At 57.9% G+C, this 23699-nt stretch carries 25 protein-coding genes; 10 read left to right on the plus strand and 15 right to left on the minus strand.

What is annotated here, in order from left to right; all coding sequences use genetic code 11:
- The first annotated feature begins 145 nt into the window (after positions 1-145).
- On the plus strand, positions 146-748 hold the full coding sequence (locus PAA8504_RS16830; protein ID WP_227512168.1) for a hypothetical protein: 603 nt from the start codon (positions 146-148) through the stop codon (positions 746-748).
- A gap of 43 nt (positions 749-791) precedes the next feature.
- Here the strand turns inward: PAA8504_RS16830 and PAA8504_RS16835 are convergent, their stop codons facing one another.
- The 3 genes from PAA8504_RS16835 to PAA8504_RS16845 form a co-directional block, all read right to left on the minus strand.
- Positions 792-2036: a sialidase family protein gene (locus PAA8504_RS16835; RefSeq protein WP_108895362.1), complete on the minus strand. Its 1245-nt coding sequence runs from the start codon at positions 2034-2036 to the stop codon at positions 792-794.
- A 169-nt stretch (positions 2037-2205) separates the two neighbouring features.
- Positions 2206-3363 (minus strand): multicopper oxidase family protein, encoded by a 1158-nt coding sequence (locus PAA8504_RS22730; protein WP_348429606.1) that lies wholly within the window; start codon positions 3361-3363, stop codon positions 2206-2208.
- A gap of 255 nt (positions 3364-3618) precedes the next feature.
- The gene (locus PAA8504_RS16845; protein ID WP_231886351.1) at positions 3619-4386 is read right to left on the minus strand and encodes a DUF3047 domain-containing protein; all 768 of its coding nucleotides are present in this window, start codon (positions 4384-4386) and stop codon (positions 3619-3621) included.
- Positions 4387-4743: 357 nt separating this feature from the next.
- Here PAA8504_RS16845 and lgt point away from each other — a divergent pair, with 357 nt between their 5' ends.
- Entirely contained in the window at positions 4744-5673 is a 930-nt protein-coding gene (lgt, locus tag PAA8504_RS16850; protein ID WP_050672452.1) for a prolipoprotein diacylglyceryl transferase, read from the plus strand.
- 69 nt (positions 5674-5742) lie between these two features.
- Here the strand turns inward: lgt and PAA8504_RS16855 are convergent, their stop codons facing one another.
- Positions 5743-6126: a hypothetical protein gene (locus tag PAA8504_RS16855; RefSeq protein ID WP_009824461.1), complete on the minus strand. Its 384-nt coding sequence runs from the start codon at positions 6124-6126 to the stop codon at positions 5743-5745.
- A 137-nt stretch (positions 6127-6263) separates the two neighbouring features.
- Here PAA8504_RS16855 and PAA8504_RS16860 point away from each other — a divergent pair, with 137 nt between their 5' ends.
- The gene (locus PAA8504_RS16860; RefSeq protein WP_108895363.1) at positions 6264-6905 is read left to right on the plus strand and encodes a Crp/Fnr family transcriptional regulator; all 642 of its coding nucleotides are present in this window, start codon (positions 6264-6266) and stop codon (positions 6903-6905) included.
- 117 nt (positions 6906-7022) lie between these two features.
- Here PAA8504_RS16860 and PAA8504_RS16865 read toward each other — a convergent pair whose 3' ends face one another.
- From PAA8504_RS16865 to PAA8504_RS16895, 8 genes are all read right to left on the minus strand, one after another.
- Positions 7023-7886 (minus strand): cation diffusion facilitator family transporter, encoded by an 864-nt coding sequence (locus PAA8504_RS16865; protein ID WP_227512169.1) that lies wholly within the window; start codon positions 7884-7886, stop codon positions 7023-7025.
- An 85-nt stretch (positions 7887-7971) separates the two neighbouring features.
- A complete protein-coding gene (locus PAA8504_RS16870; RefSeq protein ID WP_108895364.1) occupies positions 7972-10317 on the minus strand; it encodes a heavy metal translocating P-type ATPase in 2346 nt (781 codons plus the stop codon).
- A 121-nt stretch (positions 10318-10438) separates the two neighbouring features.
- Entirely contained in the window at positions 10439-10996 is a 558-nt protein-coding gene (gene petA / locus PAA8504_RS16875; protein WP_009824465.1) for a ubiquinol-cytochrome c reductase iron-sulfur subunit, read from the minus strand.
- A gap of 87 nt (positions 10997-11083) precedes the next feature.
- On the minus strand, positions 11084-11758 hold the full coding sequence (locus tag PAA8504_RS16880; protein ID WP_043847219.1) for a TVP38/TMEM64 family protein: 675 nt from the start codon (positions 11756-11758) through the stop codon (positions 11084-11086).
- Positions 11748-11891 carry a hypothetical protein gene (locus PAA8504_RS22145; RefSeq protein ID WP_009824469.1) on the minus strand — a complete coding sequence of 48 codons (144 nt, stop codon included), beginning with the start codon at positions 11889-11891 and terminating at the stop codon, positions 11748-11750. The genes PAA8504_RS16880 and PAA8504_RS22145 overlap by 11 nt, the downstream gene beginning before the upstream one ends.
- A 70-nt stretch (positions 11892-11961) precedes the next feature.
- Positions 11962-13413 (minus strand): multicopper oxidase family protein, encoded by a 1452-nt coding sequence (locus PAA8504_RS16885; protein ID WP_043847217.1) that lies wholly within the window; start codon positions 13411-13413, stop codon positions 11962-11964.
- Position 13414: 1 nt separating this feature from the next.
- Positions 13415-13882, minus strand: coding sequence for a rhodanese-like domain-containing protein (locus PAA8504_RS16890; protein ID WP_043847215.1), 468 nt, complete (start codon positions 13880-13882; stop codon positions 13415-13417).
- Positions 13883-13921: 39 nt separating this feature from the next.
- Positions 13922-14467 carry an EF-hand domain-containing protein gene (locus tag PAA8504_RS16895; protein WP_043847211.1) on the minus strand — a complete coding sequence of 182 codons (546 nt, stop codon included), beginning with the start codon at positions 14465-14467 and terminating at the stop codon, positions 13922-13924.
- A 196-nt stretch (positions 14468-14663) separates the two neighbouring features.
- On the opposite strand from PAA8504_RS16895, the gene PAA8504_RS16900 reads away from it, so the two are divergent.
- The 4 genes from PAA8504_RS16900 to ccmI are packed head-to-tail and all read left to right on the plus strand — an operon-like array spanning position 14664 to position 18854.
- Entirely contained in the window at positions 14664-16664 is a 2001-nt protein-coding gene (locus PAA8504_RS16900) for a heme lyase CcmF/NrfE family subunit (protein ID WP_043847210.1), read from the plus strand.
- A 2-nt stretch (positions 16665-16666) separates the two neighbouring features.
- Entirely contained in the window at positions 16667-17233 is a 567-nt protein-coding gene (locus PAA8504_RS16905) for a DsbE family thiol:disulfide interchange protein (RefSeq protein ID WP_009824474.1), read from the plus strand.
- Positions 17230-17700 carry a cytochrome c-type biogenesis protein gene (locus tag PAA8504_RS16910; RefSeq protein ID WP_009824475.1) on the plus strand — a complete coding sequence of 157 codons (471 nt, stop codon included), beginning with the start codon at positions 17230-17232 and terminating at the stop codon, positions 17698-17700. The genes PAA8504_RS16905 and PAA8504_RS16910 overlap by 4 nt, the downstream gene beginning before the upstream one ends.
- 44 nt (positions 17701-17744) lie before the next feature.
- Complete coding sequence (ccmI, locus tag PAA8504_RS16915; RefSeq protein ID WP_245897675.1) at positions 17745-18854, plus strand: c-type cytochrome biogenesis protein CcmI; 1110 nt, start codon at positions 17745-17747, stop codon at positions 18852-18854.
- A 280-nt stretch (positions 18855-19134) separates the two neighbouring features.
- On the opposite strand, the gene PAA8504_RS16920 is transcribed toward ccmI, so the two are convergent.
- The 3 genes from PAA8504_RS16920 to PAA8504_RS16930 all read right to left on the minus strand — a co-directional run bounded on the left by PAA8504_RS16920 (position 19135) and on the right by PAA8504_RS16930 (position 20652).
- Positions 19135-19446, minus strand: a complete 312-nt coding sequence (locus PAA8504_RS16920; RefSeq protein ID WP_037953520.1) for a DUF2933 domain-containing protein — start codon at positions 19444-19446, stop codon at positions 19135-19137.
- 119 nt (positions 19447-19565) lie between these two features.
- A complete protein-coding gene (locus PAA8504_RS16925; RefSeq protein ID WP_050672448.1) occupies positions 19566-20108 on the minus strand; it encodes a hypothetical protein in 543 nt (180 codons plus the stop codon).
- A 97-nt stretch (positions 20109-20205) separates the two neighbouring features.
- Positions 20206-20652, minus strand: a complete 447-nt coding sequence (locus PAA8504_RS16930; protein WP_043847208.1) for a DUF411 domain-containing protein — start codon at positions 20650-20652, stop codon at positions 20206-20208.
- 125 nt (positions 20653-20777) lie between these two features.
- Here PAA8504_RS16930 and PAA8504_RS16935 point away from each other — a divergent pair, with 125 nt between their 5' ends.
- Genes PAA8504_RS16935 through PAA8504_RS16945 form a run of 3 tightly spaced genes read left to right on the plus strand, consistent with a single transcriptional unit; the run spans position 20778 to position 23547 of the window.
- Positions 20778-21497: a response regulator gene (locus PAA8504_RS16935; RefSeq protein WP_050672447.1), complete on the plus strand. Its 720-nt coding sequence runs from the start codon at positions 20778-20780 to the stop codon at positions 21495-21497.
- The gene (locus PAA8504_RS16940) at positions 21494-22936 is read left to right on the plus strand and encodes an ATP-binding protein (RefSeq protein WP_108895365.1); all 1443 of its coding nucleotides are present in this window, start codon (positions 21494-21496) and stop codon (positions 22934-22936) included. Before PAA8504_RS16935 ends, PAA8504_RS16940 begins: the two co-directional genes overlap by 4 nt.
- 17 nt (positions 22937-22953) lie before the next feature.
- Positions 22954-23547: a L,D-transpeptidase gene (locus PAA8504_RS16945; protein WP_005619183.1), complete on the plus strand. Its 594-nt coding sequence runs from the start codon at positions 22954-22956 to the stop codon at positions 23545-23547.
- Positions 23548-23699 lie beyond the last annotated feature (152 nt).

Consider the following 23699-nt stretch of genomic DNA (forward strand, 5'->3'; position numbering starts at 1 on the left):
GGTTATTGTGGCGGGGTTCATAAACAGACCGATCTCATCAAGATGGAAAGTGATCGGGAGTTGCCGAGAACGTCGCTGGGTCAACAATTGGTCATTACATTAGCCCTGTCTATTTGATCGCCCGCAATACAAAGAAAGAATCGCCATGAATACAGTTGATACTGATTCTCGCACAACAGGTTCACTACCCGCATTCAACGCCCGAACTTTAGGGTTAATGTTCGTCGCAGGTTTCTTTGCGACCGTCGCGTTCGATCTGTTGGGTCAGATCATCAGCCCGGGCTTGGGCTTTTCGCGGTTGTCACCGCACGGGCTAGCGAGGAGCTTACTCGGCAGCCTTGGTCTGCCGAACGGTGATTTCGCAGGATATTTCGTACATTTTTATCTTGTTGGCCTGATTGGCTATCCCGTCGGTTGGTTGTTCGTCTTTAGACCAATTTGGCACCGTATCGCGGGGCAGACGAACTGGTTTTTGCCCTCGGCGATTTATGGGTTCGGCCTGTGGGTGTTGGCCATCGGGGGCACTACTTCTGTCGCAGATCTTCCCTTCTTTCTGAATTTCACCGGCATTGCCTGGGTAGCGCTGGTGGGTCATATGCTCGGGACCGGGATCATGAAAAAGCGTGGCACGCTACAATTTCCGGGCCAGAGACCAGTCACTATGGATGAGAAATCACCGTCATTTGCCGGTAGCTCTATTGCAGGAAATGCAATTCTTGTTGACGGTGATCGTTGGACCCACTCCTGATGTGAGCCAAGCGAAAGAACCATCAGCTTTCGTCCGGAAACCTTCAATAGGAAGCGAAAACCGTGCGTATAGTCGAACTCGGTTCCGGATCATCCGAGTTGCTGGGCTGTGTCCACGACAGGTAAACCCCTTCATTCGTTCGCGCCGTGCGCGGGAAGTTGACCGAACCTGCGCCGTTGTTTCGCGCAATCAGTTGCAGGTCCTTACACTGCTGACCGGTTGTGATCTGGCAAGCAAGGATCACCTCGCTCTCATTTGCCCATTCGACCCACGTCACGAACGCAGTCTGAGGGTCCAGCATGAGAATATCGACCCGACCGGCGGGAATCCCGAGGCTGACTTTCGCCGGATCGCCAAAATTTCTGCCACCATCGGAAGAGAACGCAACCTTGACTTCCGGCTTGTCATTTGCAGCCGTGAACCAGGCCACGGCGGCTGTTTGACCGGCGGTCGCGATGGCGGGGCCATTGACCGGGCAGCCGGAGATTTCCCAGCCGTCATTGTGGACGTTTGTTGGTTCTGACCACATGCCGCCTTGGTGTCTTACGACAGATATATTCCTGATTTCCGCATCTGTTCTGTCGCGGTATGCGACAAGGACGGTGCCATCGTCCAGCGATGCGGCGGACGTCTGGCAGCATGAACAGGTCTGCGCATCGACAAGAACATCATCGGTTCGCGTACCTTCGGGCGTGATCCGGGTTGCGCGCAACTGCATTGCATCCGGGTAGTTGCTGGCTGCGCTGGTGAAAAGCGGCTTGTCATATGCGCGTCCGTCAAGCCAGACAGACATCAAGGAACCGTCTTCGAGCGGCTGGAGCGTGACAAAACCGTGTTGGCTAACCGACCGATCATCATGTGGCGTTATCGGTGCGCTCCATGTCAGGCCCTCATCCGGCGAAAGAGAGATCTTGACGTCATAGGCATAGTCGTTTTTGGAATTTTCCCACAGCCAGTGAGCCGCAAAGGTACCGTCATCAAGCGCAACAACGGACGGAAAATCGGCCCAGTTCACGAAGAGTTCGTCGGACACGGTAACAGTGCGGGCCGCGCTCCGTTCTGCGTCTTCAAGGACCGACAATTTTACCGCAAACCCGGCAGGGTGTGGTTCGGTCCAACCCAGCAGGACCCGATCATCCTGCAGTGCGAACAGGGTGGGTTCCTGCGCATTGTTCCCGACCGGTGGGTCTAGGTCGGCGAACTCCAATGGCTCGGCAAGGACCATGCCCGCCGTCATGCCCATGAACAGATGGGCCACAATCACGCCAGAATGGATTTTTGATGGCATTGCGCACCTTTCCGATTATCAGACCAGCGTCATTCACAACCTGAGCATAGGCAAATTTTGGCGAGTGCCATGTAAACTTTTGTATGACGGGCCTGTGCTTGTTGTTAAGAGCGATATCCCGTTGTGGCACAGCTTCGCGTCAACGGTTGGCGCAACCACCGCTCCGACCTCAGCTGACTTGCATCCAGGTCGCCATGCCATCAGCCTGATGGCTCAGCATATGGCAGTGCAGCATCCACGCGCCGGGATTGTCGAGTACGCACACAATCGTCATCGTCTCGCCCGGCGCTACGAGGGTCGTGTCGCGAAGGTGGGTTCGCGCACCATTCTGATCGGTTTCCCAGAAATGGTGGCCATGCAGGTGGATACCGTGCGGAAAAGCAGTGTCGTTCACCATCCGCACCTGCACTGCTTCATCACGTCTTGCCGAAATCAGCGGTTTGTTCGGCAGACCGCTCACGTCGTTGAAGGCCCAGCCCCCGAACCCGCCGTGCGCGCCGTCCCCGGCACCGCCTTGCATGAAGAGATCTGCCGTTTGCGTGATCTCTCCGGGCGCGGGCACGAGGTTCGCGGGGAGGGGAGCTATCGGCGCAGACCGGATTTGTCGCTGACCGTTCAACATAATGCCCCCCAGTTCCTCGCCACCCGAAGGCACGGTTTCTCTTAGGATCACATCACCCGTCACATCTGCGATGATGTCGATGCGCTGCGCCGGTGCGAGTTTTAGATTGCCCAGCGAAACCAGCTCGGGCAGCGGCATCCCGTCATAGGCCACACAAAAGCCCGTCAGCCCGTCGATACGTATCTCGAAAATGCGATCCGGTGTCGGATTGATCAGACGCAACCGGATGTGATCCCCCAGCCGCGCCTGCTCAGACGACAGGAAGGTGGTCATCAAGTTCCCCAGCCTACCTGCTGTTATGAAATCAGCGCGGTCGAATTCCATGTCGAACTGGCCGGTGTCATCAAGCCGAATGTCGAAGAGGATGGCCGTGATGTCCTGATCCACGTCTGGCGGGGCAGGTTCTTCGACGATCAGGGGCCGAACAGTCCGCGGGCGACCTGTTCGTAGGAAAGGTAGTGGGAGTGATACCAGTAGGTTCCGGCATCGGGAACCGGAAACCGGAAACCGGTACTCGTAACCCTCATTCGGGATGATGACATCCTGTGTCAGCACGTTTACGCCGTCCATCGCGTTGGGCAACCGAATGCCATGCCAGTGTACGAGGGTCCCGTCCTCCAGCCCGTTTTCCACCCGCGCCCGCAGAATATCGTTCTGGCGCTGTCTGATTTCGGGGCCGGGACAGGTGCCATTGAATCCAAGCATTGCAATGTCCCGCGACCCGATCCGGGTGAAGGCCGGGCGTCAGGGTGACAGGCACCGAAGCCGCACTCAGGGGCAGGGGGAGCGTGGCTGCGCCAAGCGCAACCATCATCTGAAGACGCTTAAGCATGGGTTTCCGTGTATTCCGTTTCTGGGGCCTGCAACCCACATCCCCCACCGTTGCGGAAGGGCGTCCCGGCGAGATATATTGATACATTGCAGATCGGCGCCCAGGTTTGGCGGAATACCGGAGAGCACCTAACGTATCTGCAGGTCCTGAATGGCCGCAAGGATCTTTCCGTCGGTATCATCGCTGTCGGCTGTCACCGCAAGACCGACCAGAACCTTTGGCATGTCCCCGAACGCACGCACGAAATCGCGATCCAGGTTCACATTCTCGGTGAAGTTGCCGGTTTGCGCCGTTTGCAGAATTTTCGATTTGAGACCCGTCGAGTAGGGGCTGTTCAGCAATGCGCCTTTCGCATGATTGCCACCCCAGACATAAACCAGCGCCCGCGTATTGGGATCACGCAGCAATTTGCGCGCCGTTGTTCGGCCAAGCGTGCTTGCGGTCTGCGGATCGACGAATATGAAGTACAAAGCAAGATTGCGATCATCGCCGCCGCGCCGTGTGAGGTCGGTTCCCTTAACACCCTGCGTGACGGACCATTCCCACATTGCTGCCTTTGCGGTGCCAAGGGCTGCGCTGACCGGACGCCAGAGAACCGAAACCGTGCCATCGGAAATCACGTCCAGCCGCCGACCTTGCAGGCCGTACTCGTTCGAAAAGAGCCGCAAGAGGCCCTGTTCTTTCCAGCTTCCATCGAATGGAATTGTCTTTCCTTGCGCATAGAGGGGCGGGGCGTTTGCAGCTAATGCAACAAAAGCGATGAAAAGTGTCGCTGCGAGGGACCGTATAAACATCTGAACTCCTTTTGCGATGCCGCTGGTCCTGCTTTGATCCCGGTTATCACCATTATGTGCCGTCATGATCCGTTGAATTGTGCCGGGCGCGCGCAACTTCAATGAACATATCCGTGATCATAGATGTGGTTGCGCAATGGTCGTTGCAGGACGCGGGAGCGAATTCAGATCATGGAGCGCGACCTTGATCGGCTGATTTCCCGCGACGGACGGATCCAGTAGGCGGCGGAGCTTCCAACCGTTACAAACAAGTACAAAACTCATGGGATACAAGCGCCTGAACACATGGACGCGGGTGCCGATGTGCGTCATCTCTGGTTCAACGGAACCGACTCCCGCACGCAAGGATGGCACATTCACCACAGCGCTTTGGGCTGGGGACAACAGGGTTGAACGCGCCAACGTCCGTTGCGGGAAACAAAATGTGGCCTTGTGTGAAACAGGCAAAGGTAACAAAGAATGCTGACTTCGATTATCCAATTTCCTGACATCGGAACAGAGATTTTTGCCGTTGATATCGGATCGTTCCGCTTTGCCCTGCGTTGGTATGCGCTGGCCTATATTGTTGGCCTCCTTATCGGCTGGCGCATCTGTGTCGCATTGGTCCGCTCTTCGTCAGTCTGGGGGGCCGGGGCGCCGCCGCTGCAACCCAAGCAACTGGAAGACCTGCTGACATGGATCATTCTGGGCGTGATCGTGGGGGGCAGGCTGGGGTTCGTGCTTTTCTATCAACCTCAGTACTATTTTCAGAACCCCGTCGAAATCTTCATGGTCTGGCAGGGTGGTATGTCATTTCATGGCGGCTTTTTCGGCGTGGTCGTGGCCACCTTGCTTTTTTGCTATCGCAACGGCGCACCCGTTCTATCAACGGCGGATCTGCTCGCTGTTGCAACACCACCGGGTCTTTTCCTCGGTCGGCTGGCCAACTTCACCAATAACGAGCTTTGGGGCCGTCCGACCGATGTGCCCTGGGCGGTGGCATTCCCCGGCGAGGCGGCCCAGTCCTGTGCGGGCGTCGTGGGCCTGTGTGGCCGCCATCCGTCCCAGCTTTATGAGGCTCTTCTGGAGGGTATCCTGCTTGGCTCGGTCCTGATCTTTCTGGCCTGGAAACGCGGTTGGCTGCGCTTTCCCGGAAGCCTTACTGGCCTGTTCCTGGCGGGATACGGAAGCGCAAGGTTCCTTGTCGAGTTCTTCCGGCAGCCTGATATGCAGTTCGTCACGCAGGACAACCCGATTGGACATGCGGTTCATTGGGCGGGCTATGGGCTGACAATGGGCCAACTGCTGTCGTTGCCGATGATTATCCTTGGCGCGGCCCTGATCGTATGGTCCCGCAGGCGTGTGACGGTTAATTCTGCGGATCTGGTGTCGACATCAGATTCTTTGTGAATATCCGAGCGTAGTGTTGGCGAAGTGACCATTGCGGCCTGGGTCCGCATATGAGCCTTGGGCGCGTGCTCAATGATGCGGCTTGCGTCCTTTCGCAATCATCAGATGGTGCTCTTGATGATGTACACCGATTGTCATCAGACCAAAGAAACCAAGGCCCTGTATTTGTTCACCATCGCCACCCACGATCAGTGCGACACCATCCTCCATTTCTTCTGACGCAACACTCCAGCCTGTTTCACCGGCAAGGAACGGTGCATGGGCGGGAACCATTGTGTTGATGGCCGACAGGACACGCGGGCTGCCACGCACTTCGAACCGTGCCCCGTCGGGCCGCAGAATGCGGGTGACCTCTGCCTTTCGTGTCAAAAGGTCCATATCGACCAGATGGTCCCTCAGTTTGTCGATATTGACGGCGCCCCAATCGGTTTCGGGATCGGCCTGGAGCAGCACAACTATTTCGGCCAATGCGGCGAAGGCGGACTGGCCGGTTTCCTGGGGCGTCGGACGCGTGACCCATGGATGAATGCATTTGTTGCGGCGTAACGGGTGTCGCAAGCAAGACAGCGAAGAGAACGGGTATCAGTCGCATGGACCAGCCTTTCCTGAGTGTATTCGGATTCAGCCTAGTACCTGATCGGACCCTGAAATATGATTTGGATCATATGATGCCTGAACCCTATAATCTCATACCGCCCTCCGCCTTGCGTCCGCTGACGAGGGCCGCAGGGGATACGGTCTTTCGTCAGGGCGCGCGGACCTGCGGCCTTTATGTTGTTAAGTGCGGGCGCGTTCATCTTGAGCGTGTCGGCCCGGATGGCGAACGATTTATCATCTACCGTGCCGAGCCCGGGATGAGCCTTGCCGAAGCATCGGTGTTTTCGGATAGATACCACTGCGATGCGGTCGTGGCGGAGGCTGGGGCGTTTGTACAGATCGACAAAGCGGCGGTCTTGTCTGCCTTTGCAGATCCGGATTTTGCACGCGCCTATGCGCGGCAAGCGGCACAGCAGATACAAGCGCAACGTCAGGCGCTTGAGATCGTAGGCATCCGCCGCGCAGAAGAACGGGTCTATGCCGGTATGGTGGCGGGCCTGCTTGAAAGCTCCGTTGTCGATTTTGCCAGCGCGCTGCACCTTTCGCACGAGGCCACCTATCGGGCCTTGCGAAAGCTTGTGAATGATGGCCGGATCGCAAATCCGACCCGGGGAACGTATCATTTGCGCCCCTGAATGGATCAGCCGGACCATGCCCGGTTCGAGATAACAAAAGGTGCGGTAGCAAAGCTTGGCGGGTATTTCGCTTGCCCGATAACAATGAGAATTGCTGCCCGCGACGATGACCTGTTTTCAAAGATCGCCGTTATGCCCTGTCTTACTGCTCGCCGCTGAAAGGTCGATTGCCTCAGCGCCGCTTTCGTCGAAGCACCGTGTTTCGATCTGCAGGGTTGCGAAAAAGAACCCGAAGTCCTTACGCAGCATGTCGTAGGCGGTTTGCAGGACCTCTTCTTGATCTGTGACACGCAGATGCGCGGAGAAGACATGCTTGCCACTTGTCAGCGCCCAGGCATGAATATGGTGAACATCGGAAACCTCGTGCAGTTCTTCAAGGGTACGTTTGATTTCAGGCAGACTCACTTCGGGAGGCGTGCCTTCCATCAAAAGATGCGCCGCTTCTTTCAGCAATCCCCAGCTCGCCCATAGCAGGACAAACCCGAACGCCATGCCAAGCAGCGGGTCGATCAGCAGAAACCCGGTGAATTCGATTGCGAGGGCGGTCACGATGATCAACAGACTGCCAACAAAGGTCTGGATGATATGCCAGAACGCTCCCTTCGTGTTCAGATCTTCCTTGCTTTGCTTCCAGATCAGCGCAAGCGAAATGAACTCCGTAAAGAGCCCCCCGGCAGCCGCAATCAGCATCGGACCCGTTGGAAGATCAATTGGCGCAGACATGCGCATGGCAGCCATCGCGATGACAACAACCGCCATGGCCAGCAAGAAGCCGCCATTCACAAGGGCGCCGATGATTTCGGCGCGCGCCCAGCCAAAGCTCCGCTCTTCATCCGCCGGACGCAACGCCATACGCGCCGCGACAATGGCGACCAGCACACCGCCCACGGCCGAAAAGGTATGGAACGCGTCGGAGATGACCGCGATTGACCCTGTCCATAGGCCAATCGCCAGTTCAATCACAAAATAGATGCCGGTCAACTAGGCTGATATCGCCAGCCCCTTGCCGCCGGACGGCATATGCCCCTGATGTCCGCCTGCCATCATCTATCTCCTTAGTTTGCGACTAAAGCCGTACCCGTCGCAGCCGCAGTGCATTGCTAATGACGGAGACCGAAGACAGGCTCATCGCGGCGGCGGCGATCATCGGCGACAGAAGAAGGCCGAAAAACGGGTAGAGAATACCAGCCGCGATGGGCACACCTGCGGTATTGTAGGCGAAGGCAAAAAACAGGTTCTGCTTGATGTTTCGCACCGTTGCCTTTGCCAATCGGCGCGCACGCACGATGCCGACAAGATCACCACCCAGAAGGGTGATGCCTGCGCTTTCCACGGCAACGTCGGCACCGGTGCCCATCGCAATGCCCACATCAGCCGCCGCCAGGGCAGGGGCATCGTTCACGCCGTCTCCTGCCATGGCGATCCGGGCCCCTTCTTGTCTGAGGGAGTCCACCAATGCCTTCTTGTCTTCGGGCAAGACGCCTGCGTGGACTTCATCAATACCCAGCTTTGCGGCGACGGCTTCGGCGGTTTTCTGATTGTCACCGGTTGCCATTATGACCCTGAGACCGAGGCGATGAAGGTCATCGATGGCGTCTGCCGTGGACTCCTTGATGGGATCGGCAACAGCGACAATGCCGGCAAAAGTGCCATCTATCGCCACAAGCATTGCTGTCTTTCCAGATTCACGAAGGTCGTCCGCAGCAAATTCCGCAATCGAAGCGTCAACGTTGATCTCTGCCATCATGGCGGGATTCCCAAGTGCCACGACCTGGCCATCGACCATGCCTTTCACGCCCTTGCCAGTCACGGCTTCGAATTCCGTTGCGTTCGGAAGCGTCAGCCCCCGTGCCAGCGCACCCTCGACTATTGCTTCGGCCAGCGGATGTTCGGAGCCCCGTTCGAGGGCCGCAGCCATTGTCAGCAGGTCATTTTCAGCCTTGTCCCCCGTGGGCACCACGTCTGTCAGCTTGGGGCGCCCTTCGGTGAGTGTTCCGGTCTTGTCAACGATGACGGTATCGACACGCGCCATGCGTTCCAGTGCTTCGGCGTCTTTGATCAGAACGCCAGCCTGTGCCCCGCGGCCCGCCGCCGTTGTGATCGAAATGGGCGTCGCAAGGCCCAAGGCACAGGGGCAAGCAATGATAAGAACGGATACGGCTGCAGTAACAGCGAAGGCGAGCGCGGGATCGGGCCCTAAGAACAGCCAGACAACGAAGGATATGATCGCAATGACGACAACCGTCGGAACAAAGACGGACGATACCCGGTCCGCCAGACCCTGAATCGGCGCGCGCGACCGCTTTGCACCTGCCACCATGTCCACGATCTGGGACAGGACCGTGTCCGCACCGACCTGTGTGGCCCGGATCGCCAATGTGCCGTTCTTGTTGATCGTGCCGCCTGTGACCCGGTCGCCTTGTGTTTTCTCGACCGGCAACGGCTCTCCGGTGATCATACTTTCGTCGATAGATGAATGCCCTTCGAGGACCTCGGCATCGACGGGTATGCTGTCGCCGGGGCGTACCCGCAACCTGTCACCCTCAACAATGTGTTCGAGAGGTGCGTCATATTCCGTCCCGTCCGGCAGGATCCGCCGCGCCGTTTTTGGTGCGAGATCGAGCAATGCACGGATGGCATCACCCGTCCGTTCGCGGGCGCGCAACTCGAGCACCTGACCGACAAAGATCAGCGCAACGATCACAACCGCAGCTTCGTAATATGTCCCGACGCTTTGGCCGTTTCGATACGCTTCGGGGAAAATGCCGGGCAGGAATGTTGCGGCAAGCGAATAGATATAGGCAGCCCCGACGCCAAGCGCGATCAGGGTCCACATGTTCGGCGATATATTCCTGATCGATTCCCACCCCCTTTTGAAGAAGGGAAGAGCCGCCCAGAGAATGATCGGGGTTGCGAGGACGAATTCGATGTAGACAGCCGTCTGATGTCCGATCCATTCCCGCACAGGTAGGCCGACCAGTTCACCCATCGTCAGGATAACCAGCGGAACGGCGGCTGCCGCGCTGATCCACATGCGTGTTGTGAAATCGGACAACTCTTCTGACGGCTCGTCCGATGGAAGCATCGGTTCAAGCGCCATGCCGCAGATCGGACAGGACCCGGGCTCATCCTTCAGGATTTGCGGATGCATCGGGCAGGTCCATTGCGTACCGGCCTCGCCATGTGCTGGTGTCTTTTGGGCGTTTCCCGACGCATAGTAAAATGGGTCTTTGCCAAACTTGGTTTCGCAGTTTTCCGAGCAGAAATGAAAGACCTCTCCATCATACTCGGCACTGCGCGTGTCTTCGTCTATCTTGACGGTCATGCCGCACACCGGGTCGGTCGCTGTATCTGGGTCTGATGCGGTCGAGGTGCGCGTCATGTCGTGATGATGTTCTTGGTCCGTGGCCATCTTCTAATTCCCGTTTTCAAGACAATTGAACACATAACCCTTCCAGTTACTGGAGGGTCAAGACTCTTCCGACAACGCTGCGTATGAATTTTATGGGCCTTCGCGATGCGCGAAGCTCCTGTCAGCCCAGGGTCAGTATCATGTCTTCCGAAACGGACATCGTGGGAATATGCAGGTTCTCCGGTGCCGGACCCTTTCGAATGCGTCCTGCTGTATCATAATGGGAGCCATGACAGGGACAGAACCAACCACCAAAATCGCCGGCTCCGTCACCAAGTGGTACACATCCCAGATGCGTGCAAACGCCTATCATGACCAAGAAATTCTCATTTCCCGCCACTGCCCTGTTTGCATCGGTGGCCAGGTCATCTCCGGATATGTTGGGATTTCTGGCGACGGTATCAGGAAGGGAAAGCACATCTTCCGAACGGGCCTGCGCGATTTCCGCGTCGGTCCTGTGCCGGATGAACACCGGCTTGCCGAGAAAACTGACAGTCAATTGCGTTCCGGGTTCCACACCGGAGATATCGACGCGGATCTGGGACAGCGCGCGGACATCGGCGGATGGGTTCATCTGATTGAGCAATGGCCAGACCGCAGCCCCTACGGCAACCGCGCCCGTTCCGGCGGTGGCGTAGTACAGGAAATCCCGGCGGAGTTGTGGTGTTTGTGTATCCATAGCGATTCACGGTCGCAGCTTCCTGTGGGGGAAGGTCAATGGTAAAGTAGGCAATCACGGTTTTCATTTTTGCTGACATACTCAGACTTAGGAAGCGTTGGTTGACCGATTTGTTCGCCAGAGCGCTGCGACCAGCAACGGTGCGGCAGTCATCAATCCAAGACCGATGATGATCCACTCAGCAGTGCCGAAATCTCCCGACATGGCCTCTGCTCCGAAATGCGCGAGCAGGAAACTGGCTGGAAGAATGCCTGCCAGAGTTGCGATCAGGAACCGCCAAAGGCGCAGGCGGCTGAGACCGGCAGCGTAGCTCATTGCGTCAAACGAGATGAAGGGCAAGAGGCGAGACGCGAACACCGTCAACATCAACAGATTTTGAGAGCCCAATAACCCGAAACCGGCCTTATCCCCAAGCCAGCGCTCAACGTGGTCGCGCCCGATATAGCGGGCGATGATGAATGCCACGAGTGCACCCAGTTCCGACCCGATGGCGACATAGACAGCTCCGGCAACATGACCATACGCCGCGCCTGCCACCAGTGCGACCGGTGCACTTGGAATGGGGCTTGCCACGATCGAAACCATCATGAGCACGATGATGAGCAACGGTCCCAAAGCGCCGGCCCGCTCTATCCAGACCTCGATAGTCTCGCGGGCTATCGCCGGGCCATATCCCATTGCCCATATGGCTATCAAAAGTACGCCAAGCGCAACCACCAACCATAGCCCAACCCGATGCAGGCGCGGTTTGCTAAGCGGCATGGAGCACCAAAAGAAAGAGAGCTGCGAAGACAATTGGCCTTTGCTCGGGCAAGATGAAATGCATAGGCGCAGAGATGACGATCAACAGCCCGCCGGCGAGGGTCAGCCGCTTGATGTGCAATTCGGTTTTCATCTCAAACCTCTATCGAGGAATAGGATTCCCCTAAAGGTTCCTGTCAGCGGAGGGTAAAGGGATTTCTGCGCTAAGCAACACTGAATTGCCCCATCATGCCGCCGTCTTCGTGTTCCAGAATGTGGCAGTGATACATGTAGGGCGCAGCCGCTGAGGCAGGTTTTTCGAATTTCATCGCAAGCTCCACTTCACCATCCACCAGTACCGTATCCTTCCAACCCCTGTTCTCTGCACGCGGTGCCGTACCGTTTTCCGACAGGACCTGAAACCGGACGCCGTGAACATGGAACGGGTGCATCATCATGGCCCCACGCACAATCCAACGCTCGATGCTGTTGAGTTTGGTGGAAAAATTGAGCGTTCCCGAATCGTATGACGCGCCGTTGATCGAAAATCGGTTACCGGACCGCGAGAACATCATCCCCATGCCCATCGACATATCCAGTGACAGACGTCGGACTGGCGCGTCCTTGACCGCAAGATCAGGCAACTGCCCGTCCAGAGAGCCGGGCAGGGCGTCGATGCGAACCGGAAGGGTTGTGTCGACAGCGAAAGGCAGCACGGTGAATGGACTGCCGGAACCGCCGCCGCCCATCATTCCGCCCATGGCCGAATTAATGATATCGTCGGACTTCAAAACACTGTCCCGCCCGCTTGTGAAATCCACAAGCACTTCTGCGCGCTCTCCTGGTGCAAGGGTCAGGCGGTTCAGCGCAATCGGTCGATCCAGAAATCCGGCATCTGTCGCGATGAGATGAAGCGACCGGCTGTCAGACATGGACAGGCGGTAAACCCGCGCATTCGAGCCGTTGACGACACGGCACCGCACGATCCCCTTCGGAACCGCTGCCGACGCGCCGATTTGACCGTTCACAACCATTGTGTCGCCCTGAAACCCGTTCATGGACTGGTGCATGCCGGGATCGTATTTCAGGCGTCCGCGCCAGTTGAACTGACGGTCCTGCAATACAAGGGTCAGATCATCGACCCCGTAGGCGGATGGCAATCCACGGGCGTCATCCGCGTCATCCGTCACCTGCAGAACACCCGCCAGCCCCAGCATGACCTGCCGTGCCGTCGCGCCGTGAATGTGGCTGTGATACCAGGCCGTTGCCGGGGGCTGGTCAAGGTCCAGCACCGGCTTCCAGGTGTCTCCCGGTGCGATGGCCTGATGTGGTCCGCCATCGAACTCACCGGCAACAACCAACCCGTGCCAATGCGCCGACATCGGCTCGCCAAGCGTGTTGTGCACCTCTGCCCGTGTCTCGACCCCGGCCTGCACCCGGATCGTCGGGCCAAGGTATCCCTGGTTGTAGCCGAACGTTTCGCTGGCGGCACCGTCGTCAAAACGGGTCTCGCCCGTGCGGGCTTCCAGTTGAAAAAGCCGGGATGTCGTCGCATCGAGAAGGGGAGGATACGCGAGCCTCTTGTCCGATGCCGCGAATGCAGCCGATGGCAGGGCAAATGCAGCCCCAAAGCCTGCGGCATGGCCCAACAGTTCTCGACGGTTCAACAGTTTCACTTCAACTCAATTCCTCTGGCAGCGCCGCCAGAGCCATATCGACACTGACGACCGGATAACCGCCCGCGATCCAGCCCGGTCCGGCGGCAGAACCGAGCATGCCTTCGGATACGTCAAGAAAGCCGCTGTAGCCAGCCTGCCGAAGACTTCGCATGACGCGGCCAGACCGCCCGCCTGTCGCACAGATGAGCGCGACAGGCCGCCCTTCGGCCCGTTCCCGGGCGGCAAAAAGCCGCTCGGCGAAACGGTCCTCATGCAGGCTGATGGGCCAGGTACCGTCGGCAACGCCGGTGTCGGTCCATTCCGGTCGCGACCGAACGTCGATCATCCGGATCAGGTCCTGTTGCAGCGCATCTGCTGCCATGTCCGCCGACCAGACCTCGGCGGTCTGGGCGACAGCCGAGAAAGGTGCAACGGAACTGGCCAACATCGCAAGGCTTGCGCCGCGGCGCGTCAGAAAGAAGGCCATAATTTGCCCCCATCAAGCTGAGTGCCGCAGGCTTGACCCTTATTCGCTGTCATGATGACCTTCCATGTCCGTTCCGGTGGAAGTACCGTTCATTTTGCTCATCCGTGTACCGGCATCTTCCATCTCGTCCTGAGAGATCTGGCCGTTACCGTCCGCATCGAGATGCTGAAAGCGATCTACCATGCGCGCGCGCATTGCGTCCATATGCAAGGCTTCGAACTCGTCAAGTGTCAACGCTCCATCGGAATTCGCATCGAACTCCCGCATTTTTTCGGACATCTGCGCGGCCATTTCATGAGGCTGTCCACCGGACATCATTGTCGACATCATGTCCCGATCCATCATTCCCATCATGTTGCCCTGGCCACCCATCATAGCGGCATGCATCTTCATCATTTTTCGCATCATCGGCATCATGTCCCCGCCCATCATGCCCATCTGATTGTCGCCATCGCCCATCGCCATGCCGGACATATTCCCGCTGTCAGGCTTGCTGTCGGCAGCCCCGTCGGATTCCGCAAATGCTGTTTGCGCCATGCCAACCGCGATCACCACGCCAAGCGCAATAATTTCTTGTTTTTTCATTTCTCATTCCTTTCAGACTTACCCTAGATACATTGGCGTTATAGCGCTTTGATTAAAGGCCAAGCGCGGGCCGTTTTGTAATCATTTGTCACAGCATCCTGTTACAAACGGTGACAAAGCAACCACTCACAGTTCGCCGGACGATTTGCTAGACAGACGTCGATCCAGTGAATTCATTGAAGAGGCTGATGATCCTTTGACACCTGAAATCGGTCATTTCGCGCTGGCACTGGCCTTGGCCATGGCGCTTGTTCAAAGTGTGCTGCCCATCCTCGGTGCGGGGCGCGGAAACATCCTGTGGATGCAGTCTGCCAGATGGTCCTCGTTCGGTCAGGTTTTCTTTGTCGGCATCGCGTTTCTGGCGCTGATGCAAGCCTTCGTCACAAGCGACTTCACGGTCAAGAACGTGGTGGAGAATTCCAATTCACTCAAACCGATGCTGTTCAAGGTGGCAGGCACCTGGGGCAGTCACGAAGGATCCCTGTTGCTGTGGACCCTTATCCTGACGGTGTTTGGTGCGGCGGTCGCCCTCTTCGGATCGAACATTCCTCTGTCGCTGAAGGCAAGAACGCTGTCGGTGCAGGCCTGGATCAGTGTCGGTTTCCTGACTTTCATGCTGCTGACGTCCAATCCCTTCGACCGCGTTTTCCCTCCGGCAGACGACGGTCAGGACCTCAACCCATTATTGCAGGATGTCGGTCTCGCCATGCACCCGCCGCTTCTCTACTTCGGGTATGTCGGGTTCTCGATTGTCTTTTCGTTCGCGGTTGCCGCCCTGATCGAAGGGCGGGTGGACGCGGCCTGGGCACGGTGGGTACGTCCGTGGACGCTGGCTGCCTGGATGAGCCTGACCGCAGGCATCGCGCTGGGATCCTGGTGGGCCTATTATGAGCTTGGCTGGGGCGGCTGGTGGTTCTGGGATCCCGTTGAGAACGTCAGTTTCATGCCATGGCTGATGGGCACGGCACTGCTGCATTCCGCAATCGTGACGGAGAAACGGGATGCGTTCAAAAGCTGGACAATCCTTCTGGCGATCCTGACTTTTTCCCTATCGCTCTTGGGCACGTTCATTGTCCGATCGGGCCTGCTGACCTCTGTGCATGCATTCGCGGTCGACCCGGAAAGGGGACTTTATATCCTTGGATTGCTGGCCGTTTCGATCGGCGGTTCCCTTGCTCTGTTTGCCTGGCGCGCGCCGACAATGGAGCCCGGCGGCCTGTTTAAGCCGATCAGCCGGGAAGCGGGGCTATTGGTGAACAACCTGCTGCTGGCCACGGCCACCGGCATTGTGCTGTTCGGCACCTTGTACCCGCTCTTCTACGAAGCCGCGACGGGCGGTGAAAAACTGTCGGTGGGGCCGCCCTTCTTCAATGCGTCCTTTATTCCCGTGATGCTGCCGCTCGTCTTTGCGATGGGGCTGGGGCCTTACCTGTCCTGGAAACGTGCCGATCTGGCGGGCGTTCTGCAGCGGTTGCGTTTCGTGGTCGTTCTGGCCGTGCTCGCGACATTGGTGACCTGGTATCTCGCCGAGGGCGGTCCGGTGTTGGGGTATCTGTCGCTGATGCTTGCATTCTGGCTGTTTTTCTCAACCCTGCGGGAATGGGCGATGCGCATAAAGCTGTTTGAGGCACCGTTCCCGGAATCGGTGCGCCGTGCACGCAACCTGCCCAGATCCTCTCATGGGATGACACTGGCTCATGCGGGGCTCGCGATGGCGATGTTCGGATTTATCGGCTCGACGGTCTGGAAATCCGAGGAAATCATCTTTGTCCGGCCCGGTACAGAGGTCAGCATTGGTGGGTTCGATGTCACCTTTGAGGGGGCCGAACGTGTGCGTGGGCCAAATTACTTCGCGGATCGTGGCACGCTTCGTGTGGCCCGGGAGGGGAACTATGTCACCGATCTCTTCCCGGAGCGGCGTACCTATCCGGTCGCGCAAACCACCACCACAGAGAGCGCCATCAGATCGACAATGGCCGGTGATCTCTATGCGTCCATCGCAAATCCGGCCGCCGAGGACGAGAGCACGCAAGGGGCTTGGACCCTGCGCATCCTGTATGAACCTCTGGTCAACTTTATCTGGATCGGATCGGCGATGCTTGTGCTTGGTGGGGGTCTTTCGCTGTCTGACCGGCGGTTGCGCGTCGGGGCACCCCGTCGCAAGGCGACAGCGCCCGCAGCACTTCCTGCGGAGTAGGCATGGGACGTATACTGGCATTCATTCCGCTGGCAATCGCGGCCATTTTCGGGGGGTTTTTTCTGTGGGGCTTGAACCCGGACCGGGACCCGAACAACATTCCTTCGGTTCTGATCTCGCAGCCGGCACCCGAATTCGATCTGGCCGCTGTCGACGGGTTGGAGACGCCAGGGCTTTCCCGCGCCGATCTGGTCGGGAACCCGCGACCGGTCATCGTGAACGTGTTTGCCTCGTGGTGCGTGCCCTGCCGGGCCGAACACGGGGTTCTGACCCAGATGGTCGAAAAGGACGGGCTGACGTTGTTCGGGATCAATTACAAGGACAAGCCGGAGGATGCGACTAAATGGCTTGCTGAGCTTGGCAATCCCTACGAAAGGATCGGGTCTGATCTGAGCGGCAGAGTGGGGATTGAATGGGGCCTTTCGGGCGTACCTGAAACATTCATTGTCGGCTCTGACGGGACGGTGTTGTTCAGATATGTCGGCCCCGTCGTGGGCGAAACGGCGATTTCCACATTCAGGGAAGCATTGATCCAGGCTGGCGCGTTAGCAAGGGGCCAGAACGGATGAGGTATATCGCATTTGCTTTCCTCCTGCTGCTTCCGGTGACGGCCTTGGCGGTCGAGCCAGACGAGATGTTGCAGGATCCTGTACTGGAGCAACGCGCCCGTGAAATATCACGGGAACTGCGCTGCGTTGTCTGCCAGAATCAGGACATCGACAGCTCCAACGCCGGGGTTGCGCGGGACCTGCGCATACTGGTGCGCGAAAGGCTTGTTGCCGGTGACAGCGACAAGGAGGTCATCGCGTACATCCACGCCCGGTATGGCGATTATGTCCTGATGCGCCCGCCCCTGAATCGCGCCACTCTCGCGCTCTGGATGGCGCCCTTCGTGTTTGCGCTTGTTTCGCTGCTTGTCGGCTGGACCGTCATTTCGAGAAGCCGGCGCAGGGCTGCCGCAACGGGATTTTCCGATGACGAAAAAGCGGAAATTGCGCGTTTCATTGAAGAGAACGCTTCAAAGGACGGTTCATGATCTGGTTGGTTTTCGCCCTGTTATCCGTTGTAGGTCTGCTTTTCATGGGCCTGCCGCTGCGCCATCGGTCGTCGCGGACACCCGTCCCGGCTGACGCCACGGATGCGGTCCTCATGGATCAGTTGGATGAGGTTCGGCGGGATCTTGAGCGCGGTGTCATTTCCGACACCGAGGCCACGGCGGCGGAGCAGGAGATCAAGAGACGGATCCTCGTGCAGTCGCGCCGGTCCGTTCTGTCAGATGGGAAACCGGCGGCAGGGGGCCGCTTGATGGTCGTTCTGAGCGCAGTGTTCGTGCCGGTCTTCGCTTTTGGATATTACTCCGCAATGGGCTCGCCAGAGATCCCAGGTGTCGCCTTTGCCGAACGTGCCACTGAACGGCAGGAAGCGGCGGAAATCGCCGAATTGACAGATCGTCTGTACGTCCGGCTCAGTTCAGACCCCGAAGGCGGGCCTTCGGAAGGCTGGATGCTGCTGGGGCAAACCTATTCGAAAATGGGCCGGTATGCGGATGCAGCCGATGCATATAGAGTTGTCGCACAACGACCGGAGGCCGATTCCGCCGTCTTCTCCATGTTGGCCGAGGTTCTGATCTACGCAGAGCAAGGTGTGGTGACACCTGAAGCGGACACCGCGATTGATCGGGCGTACGAACTGGATCCTTCCAATCCCGGTGCTGCCTTTTTCAAGGCAGTCTCGCTCGAGCAGAAGGGCGATGAGGCTCGGGCTCACGAAACGCTGGTGGCCCGGCTGGACGATGCGGATAGGTTTTTCCCGTGGATGGAAAGCTTTGTTGGCGAAGCCAACCGGATTGGCGCGAAGATCGGCAAGGCTCCGATCTCGCTGGCCGACTATGCCCCGAAGACCAGTGCGTCCGGCCCGACACAGGAAGACATCGAAAACGCGCAGGACATGAGTGTGGAGGAACGACAGGATTTCATCCGCTCGATGGTCGAACGGCTGGCCACGCGGCTGGAAGATGAGCCTGACGATCTTGATGGATGGATGCGGCTTGGCAATGCCTATTCGGTTCTGGGTGATACCGCGCCGGCAATCGCGGCGTTTGAACACGCTGAAATCCTGTTGTCGGAGGTGCCGGGAGATGACCCGCGCCGTCAAGCCGTGCAAAGCGCGTTGGAACGGTTGCGCCCGTAGTGGCGTGGGCGACCGTCGCTGTGCAGGTGAATGTGAGGCAGGATCAAGGTTTGGCGCTTAATCGAAAGCCCATCCGGTCCGGCCGTCGTCACAGACTATTTCGTGGGTAGTACCTTCAGACTGACCGACCAAGCGACATCCTACGGGAAGCATGACGTCGTGTGCCGCATCCCGTGTCACGGAAGGGGGCTCAAGTGGGCAAAGCTTGCCCGAGGCCGACTGGGCACAACCGCCGAGGGCCAGAATACCTGCAATCGGAATTCCGATTGTCAGCCGCGTTCTAGCGGGCGCGTACCAGTTCTCGTTCGGGAGCTTGGCCATCTTCAAATTCCGCATCCACAGTCGCCTCGTTCGCCTGTTCAACTCTTGACCCGTGACACGACTTTCCCATCATCCTGTGCATGACGACATGCGCACCAAGACAAAGTGCGAGCGGCGCAAAAAGGCCGACGTTGCCCCACAGACCCGCGATCGTGCCGCCTGCAATAAAGAATGCGGCGACTGGAAACAACATAACGGCACAACAGGCCATCATACCATACTGCATCAGTTTCGATGAACCGGTGGATTTTTGACTTTGATTGTCAGACATGTAGCTCTCCAGAATATGCTCGTGTTCTTCTGCGACATTCCAGTGAGGCAAGGTCAAGGGTACATTCGGATACAATTTGATCAGATGACAGCCTGCGGGTCGTTGACCAAGTTGGCCCGTCAGGTTGCCAGATCCAACGCATAGGACAGGAATGTGACGAGGGGGATCGGGGTCAGGCTGAACAGCAAGGCCATGCTCATTGTCCTGAACATGGTAGGCTTCGATGCCTCGCCAGAAGGTTCTGTCAGAACCACCAGAAGCGCGATGAAGGTGCCGGGCGCCAGGGCATAGAGATATACGCCCGAGATGTTCCCAAACATGAACGACCGCTCGAGCGTTGGTCCGACCACGCTCAAAGCTGTTGCACGGCTGCCGTTGAACGAGCCGAACAGATCGGCCGACATCACATAGACGGCAATGTGAACCCCAATGAATGCGACACTCCGCAGCAGGCCATCTAAAACCAGGTAAACAATCGGCCGATGCTGGTACTGCTTCAGCGCGACCGATGCGGAAACGAACCCCAAGTAATTCACGAGGAAAACGACCACAAACCCATTGGTAAAGACCTGCCGGAGGAAGCGCGAGAGCGCGGTCCCATTCGTCAGCAGCAGCGTCGCAAAACCAGGCGTTGCGAGGATGTAGACAAGCAGGAACGGCAATATGCTTGCCAAGCTCAGAACGGATACGTTCCAACAAAATCTGCCGAATGGTAAGGTCGGCGAAAAACTTTGTCGGAACGTATCGCGGGCAAACACGTCAGCCGTGGGTTGCGAAGACTTGCGTCGACCCATCCATCAGTACAAGCAGCACATCATAGGGATCACCTTGGGGGCCCATGCCGGGCGAACCCATGGGCATTCCCGGTGCTGTCAGTCCGCGCGCGACAGGTTTTTCGCTCAGCAACCGCCCGATGTCAGCCGCAGGCACGTGACCCTCGACGAAATATCCGCCCACGGACGTAGTGTGACATCCTGCCAGTTCCGGCGCGATGCCGTGTTTCTGCTTCAGAACCTGAAGCGTGTCGTAATCCACGTCCTCGACCGATGCCTTGAAACCGGCAGCGATCATCTCATTTACCCAAGCGCCGCAGCAGCCGCAGGTCGGTGTCTTTGTCACCTGCAACGTGGGTGCGGCGGTTTGCGACAAAGCAGGCCCGGCCAAGGCCAGGCTGAGTGCCGTAAGGCCAAATTCACGTCGGTTCACTTAAAACTCCTCGATGTTCTTCCTTAAATAGTTGCTCGGTATCCCGAAGTCGACTGCCCGCGCTGTTACATTTGGCTACAAACACGGGATGGGCGTCCCTTGGTGAAAATGACTATGTTGGCGGCATGAGCGATCTGCCACGCATCCTTGTCGTCGATGACCATTCAGAGATTCGGAAATCCGTCACCAGTTATCTGGAACGCAACGGCATGCGTGCTTCAGCGGCGGAAAATGCAGTTGAGATGGACGCAAGGCTGGCGGAAGCGCATTTCGATCTGATTGTCCTCGATGTGATGATGCCGGGGGAAGACGGGCTGTCCGCGTGCAGGCGATTGCGCAAGGAAGGGCATATTCCGATCCTGATGCTGACCGCATTGGGTGACGACGAAGACCGCATCGCGGGTCTGGATGGCGGGGCAGACGATTATCTCGCCAAGCCGTTTAATCCCAAGGAACTGGTGGCGCGGATCAACGCGATATTGCGTCGGACGCAGCTGATCCCAAAACCGAATGGTTTTGCGGGGAAAACGTTGAAGTTTGCACACCTAAAGCTGGATTTCGATGGCCGCACACTGATTGACCAAGGCGGTTCGCGTACGCAACTTACATCCGGTGAACTCAAACTCCTGACCCTGTTCCTGCAAAGGCCAAGGACGGTCATTGGCCGCGACGAGCTGCTCAAATTGAGCACCGGCCGGGTCGCCGGTCCATTGGACCGAACCATCGACAATCAGGTGAGCCGGTTGCGCCGGAAGATGGAAGAGGACGTTTTGCGCCCGAAGATCATCGCGACTGTCCGGCATGGGGGGTATAGTCTTTCCTGCGATGTCGAGATTTGCGAATGAAGCTGCTTCCGCGGACGTTGCGTGCACAGATTGCCCTTCTGGTCCTCGGTGTCTTGATCCTCGCGCAAGCTCTGAGTATTTGGTTTTTCGTTGATGAACGCTCGTTAGCCATTCAGGCCGCCATCGGTGCCGAAGCCGCCGGAAGGGCCGCAAATGTCGCACAGTTGATTGAAGGCGCACCCCCGGAATTGCATGCCCAGATCGTCCGCGCGGCAACGTCTCCGCTCGTACGGTTCGACCTTACAGACGAGCCGTCGGTTGCACACGGACAACACGATGACGGTGGAGCGGTCGAAGCGCGGATACGGGCACTGCTTCAGGAAAGCTACAGCCGGGATATCCGGGTTGAGGTTCATGAAATCGAGGGAGGTCTGCCGCCCCTTCCGAACCTGTCACCGGAAATGGCGCAAATGCACGCCGAAATGATGCAGGGCAGCCTTGCGGCCATCGAGATGGAGCTGTCCATTGCGCTGTCCGGTGGGAATTGGCTCAACATCGAGACGCGGTTCGAACGGCCGCCTCTGCAAAGGTCGCTGGCGTCCAACATATCCTTTGCACTGACTGCGGGACTTCTGCTGGTTGCAAGTTTCTGGTTTCTCCTGTCCCGACTGACCGGACCACTCAACGATCTCGCGACTGCGTCCGAACGTCTGGGTCGCGGCGCCGCCAAGGGCGATCTGCCGGTCGTAGGGCCGAAGGAAGTTCGGGATCTGACCCGATCATTCAACATCATGCAGGATCGCCTGACGCGATTTGTCAGTGACCGGACCCAGATGCTTGCAGCGCTTGCGCATGATCTGCGCTCGCCTTTGACGGCGCTTAGGGTGCGGGCCGAAATGGTGGACGACGAAGACACGCGCACGTCCTTGGTGGCGTCAAGTGAAGAGATGCAACGGATGGTCGATGCGACCCTCGATTTCGCGAAGGGCGTCGGACAGCATGAAGAGGTCCAATCGGTTGATTTGCACGATCTGATCACTGGTATGGGCTTGGACAAGGTTCAGGTGACCAGCCAAGGTCCACTCATCGTATCCGTGAAACCAAGCGCGATGGGGCGCGCGTTGAGAAACCTGATTGAGAACGCGATCCGCTACGGGAGTGAGGCCAGGGTTTCGTGGCAACGCATGGGCAGTGAGGTAGTGGTCGCCATCGACGATCAGGGGCCCGGTATTCCCGACAATCAGCTGGAGGCTGTTTTCGGACCCTATGTCAGGCTCGAGACGTCGCGATCACAGGATACCGGCGGTCATGGCCTGGGGCTGTCGATTGCGCGCAGCATCATCCTTGAGCACGGTGGTTCTATCGAACTGAAAAACCGCACTGATGGGGGTCTGCGCGCTGAAATCACGCTGCCCGTCAAACAAAGCGCCGAGTCAGCCCCGAAAGAGGAAGGCTCGCCACATATGGCGCGGGTTGTTCGTCACCTCAAACCCGACTAGTTTAGTGAGGCAAGTATATGAAACGAAGATATTTCCTGACTTCTGTTGCAGCTCTTTCGGTGAGTGGAAAAACAGCATTCGCGCATAGTGACGCAGAGCACGACCGGCGCGTCGGGCCATCTGTGGTGCCCCCGGAGCAGTTGCCGCGCCAGGTTCCGTTCACCGAGGCAGACAAACCGGGAGAAATACATGTCGATCCGAACCAGTTCGCTTTATTTTGGACTTTGCCGAACAATCGGGCAATCAGGTATACCGTCGGAATTGGCCGGGAGGGGCTCTATGAATCCGGCGAGTTCTATGTCGCGCGCAAGCAAAAGTGGCCGCGGTGGACGCCCACACCCGCCATGATAGCCAGAGATCCTGACCGATATCTTCGTTTTGCGGGCGGTGTGCCCGGTGGGCTGAACAATCCACTCGGTGCCCGCGCCTTGTATCTTTACCAGCCAGGGCGTGGGGACACCTACCTGAGAATTCACGGCACAACGGATCCGAAGACGATTGGTCGACGTGTCTCAAACGGCTGTGCAAGGCTTACCAATAATCAGATCATCGAACTCTATGAGAAGGTCCCGCTCGACACGCGTGTTGTCCTGAAACCCATCGAGGTTTGAGGCAGCAGCGCGAAGACGTGTCCGTTGGCCGGGATACATATCGTTACATAATATCAGGCCCCGGACTGTTCATGAAATGCGACCAGGCGGGTAGTCTAGTGGATAGGCAGACAACAACATGAGGCCATATGATGACCCGCAAGCAAACACGT

It is taken from the genome of Palleronia abyssalis (assembly GCF_900302445.1).
In the GTDB taxonomy this organism is placed as follows: Bacteria; Pseudomonadota; Alphaproteobacteria; order Rhodobacterales; family Rhodobacteraceae; genus Palleronia; species Palleronia abyssalis.